Origin of the sequence: Escherichia sp. TW14182 (assembly GCF_000208525.1) — a bacterium.
GTDB classification, from domain to species: domain Bacteria; phylum Pseudomonadota; class Gammaproteobacteria; order Enterobacterales; family Enterobacteriaceae; genus Escherichia; species Escherichia ruysiae.
Window position 1 is genome coordinate 1 of the sequence record NZ_AEJZ01000455.1, and the last position, 2,877, is coordinate 2,877.

A 2,877-nucleotide genomic window follows, 5' to 3' on the forward strand; every position below is an offset into this window, starting at 1 on the left:
CCTATCCCATCCCCGCCCTGCTAAGCCATACCCGCTTTCAGCCATGAGAGAGCTTTTGTGCGCGGTTTAGCGGGCATGAAAATGGCAAATATCACTGGCGCTGACAACACGACAGAGTTATCAGGCATGGTGTCAATCCGTTCACAACTTTTCCATTGAAGCAGCCCACCACCGGTGATAACCAGACTTTGCCTGTAGTTTGTATACACAATCCCTGGCATTGAAACAAACATATGAAGTGTACTTCGGATATGACCGTACGTTCAGGAAGTACGGCAGATTGAATCGAAAATTACCTGTAAATACAGACATCAGAAAAAACAGTGCTCGCCGCAGACCGGTGACCGGGCAAAGCCCGCGAACCGGCGAGGAAGCGCAATGTATCTGTAGTCACAGTGAGCAGGTACGCTCTAACGGTTGTGTATACTGTCTTCCTGTAATGATTTATCCACATATCCAGAGCCCCGATCCAGTAAACAGATCCATGAATGATCAATATAGGATCCATTAAAAGATCCTCACATCACTGCAAGCCTTGTCACTTATGGGCCGGAACCACGTTCACATAAGCTATGGCATGTTATGGATAAACTGTAACAGGTTAATGATAAGCTGTATTCAGTAATGCATATACTGAAGTAAGTTAATGACATAAACTATGGTCAGTACACCAGGCTCAGCTGTTAAATACAGGCTGCAGGTTTTTCTTCAGTCAGTTAGCGGAGTTCTGACACACGATTTTCTGTTTATTCTTTTACTGTCCACAGACAGGAGGCTTTCTGGAAAACGAAAATTCAGACATCAAAAAACTGTTCGGCGAGGTGGATAAGTCCTCCGGTGAGCTGGTGACACTGACACCAAACAATAACAACACCGTACAGCCTGTGGCGCTGATGCGTCTTGGCGTCTTTGTACCCACCCTTAAGTCACTGAAGAACAGTAAAAAAAATACACTGTCACGTACCGATGCCACGGAAGAACTGACGCGTCTTTCTCTGGCACGGGCTGAAGGGTTTGATAAGGTTGAGATCACTGGCCCCCGGTTGGATATGGATAACGATTTCAAGACCTGGGTGGGGATCATTCATTCCTTTGCCCGCCATAACGTGATTGGAGATAAAGTTGAACTGCCTTTTGTCGAGTTTGCAAAACTTTGCGGTATACCTTCAAGCCAGTCATCACGCAGGCTTCGCGACCGCATCAGTCCTTCCCTGAAGCGTATTGCAGGTACCGTGATCTCCTTTTCCCGCACCGACGAGAAGCACACACGGGAATACATCACCCATCTGGTACAGTCAGCCTACTACGATACTGAACGGGATATTGTTCAGTTACAGGCTGATCCCCGCCTTTTTGAACTATACCAGTTTGACAGAAAGGTTCTTCTTCAGCTTAAGGCGATTAATGCCCTGAAGCGACGGGAGTCCGCCCAGGCACTTTACACCTTTATAGAGAGCCTGCCCCGGGATCCGGCACCGATATCGCTGGCGCGGCTGCGTGCCCGCCTCAATCTGAAGTCTCCGGTATTTTCCCAGAACCAGACGGTAAGACGGGCAATGGAGCAGTTGCGCGAGATTGGATACCTTGATTACACGGAGATCCTGCGGGGGCGAACAAAATTCTTCTGTATTCACTACCGGCGCCCCCGGTTAAAAGCGCCAAGTGATGAGAGTAAGGAAAATCCGTTGCCACCTTCACCTACGGAAAAAGTCAGTCCGGAGATGGCGGAGAAGCTTGCCCTGCTTGAAAAACTGGGCATCACGCTGGATGACCTGGAAAAACTCTTCAAATCCCGCTGAACATAAACTGTAGTCAGATAAGAGAGACTCTTTACTGACTACAGTTTATATTAATAGCTGCAGTGAATGATGTGCTCACTGTAGTTTATATTCAATTTCCTGCTGTACGGTCTGTGGCTGAGCTGCCATCTGCCTGTTCCTTACATAAGTCGCCCCGTAACCCGATGCAGAGGCATTGCTCACTTTATAAAACATGACTTACTCACTACAGCTTATCTACCTGCTCCAGCTTATGTTATGTCTGTTCTGCTTACCACTGCTTATATAAGGAAGCGTGTATACCATCACTTCAGGGGAGGCAGTGTACGCAGAATCTCTACAGCATCCCGCCCGTCACCTGTGAAAGGCACTGCCAGCGTGGAAGCCATATCCAGCGCAAACACCATCGAACGTGGATCCCTGTGACCAGCCAGTGCCTGGATGACTTTCCGGGGCTGGCGGTGATAGAGCATGTGCATGATATAGCTGTGCCGGAAGGTGTGTGGTGTGACCGGAATCGAAAAGTGTACCCCGTCAGCTTCGGCCCGTCTGACAGCCTGCTTCAGCCAGTTGCGCATGGTTTCGTCGGTCACGGCCCATAATGGTTCACGACGACGGGGCCGGGTGGTGATCATCCAGCTTTCCATCTGCCTGACATAGCTTATATCTGTCAGCGGAACCAGGCTGACTTCATCTTTTGGCGGGCGTCCGCGTCGCGCGCGGACTTTTTCTGACTGCACCCGCACAAATGGTCTTAACCCGTCGAGATCAAACGACTCCGGGGGCAGCGTTCTGGCTTCTCCGATACGAATACCAGTGTTCCACATAGTGGTGAACAGCATGTGATGTCGCTGGTCGGGCATATACCAGAAGAGGACGCTCACTTCCGGGGTCAGAAGATAGGCCAGGGTGGCACCGGTGGAGGTGGCCATGCCTCGTAATGCCACGGCGGTCGCAAAATCAACGCCCGGGGCGTTCGGCAACAACGAAACGCGTTCTGGTGAATTCTGCAGGGGAATGACATTGTTCATGAGTTATTTTTCACGTAGCACACACACTGTTTATGGATACAGGGTGATGCTGCCAACTTACTGATTTA

3 protein-coding genes are annotated in these 2,877 nt (G+C 49.9%); 1 reads left to right on the forward strand and 2 read right to left on the reverse strand.

Translation table 11 applies throughout. The features are described 5' to 3' along the window. Window positions 1-754 precede the first annotated feature (754 nt). On the reverse strand, window positions 755-1,084 hold the full coding sequence (locus EQY_RS27555) for a hypothetical protein (RefSeq protein ID WP_502525946.1): 330 nt from the start codon (window positions 1,082-1,084) through the stop codon (window positions 755-757). Between EQY_RS27555 and EQY_RS0123160 the strand changes: the two genes are divergently transcribed. Then, a complete protein-coding gene (locus EQY_RS0123160) occupies window positions 1,050-1,799 on the forward strand; it encodes a RepB family plasmid replication initiator protein (RefSeq protein ID WP_502525947.1) in 750 nt (249 codons plus the stop codon). The genes EQY_RS27555 and EQY_RS0123160 overlap by 35 nt on opposite strands. A gap of 284 nt (window positions 1,800-2,083) precedes the next feature. Here EQY_RS0123160 and EQY_RS0123165 read toward each other — a convergent pair whose 3' ends face one another. Further along, window positions 2,084-2,809: a tyrosine-type recombinase/integrase gene (locus tag EQY_RS0123165; RefSeq protein ID WP_001066962.1), complete on the reverse strand. Its 726-nt coding sequence runs from the start codon at window positions 2,807-2,809 to the stop codon at window positions 2,084-2,086. Window positions 2,810-2,877 lie beyond the last annotated feature (68 nt).

What these genes read in the sequence shown, in the direction of transcription:
- EQY_RS0123160 (WP_502525947.1), top strand. Translation starts at nt 1,050, where the DNA reads ATGGATAACGATTTCAAGACCTGGGTGGGGATCATTCATTCCTTTGCC.
- EQY_RS27555 (WP_502525946.1), bottom strand. Translation starts at nt 1,084, where the DNA reads ATGATCCCCACCCAGGTCTTGAAATCGTTATCCATATCCAACCGGGGG.
- EQY_RS0123165 (WP_001066962.1), bottom strand. Translation starts at nt 2,809, where the DNA reads ATGAACAATGTCATTCCCCTGCAGAATTCACCAGAACGCGTTTCGTTG.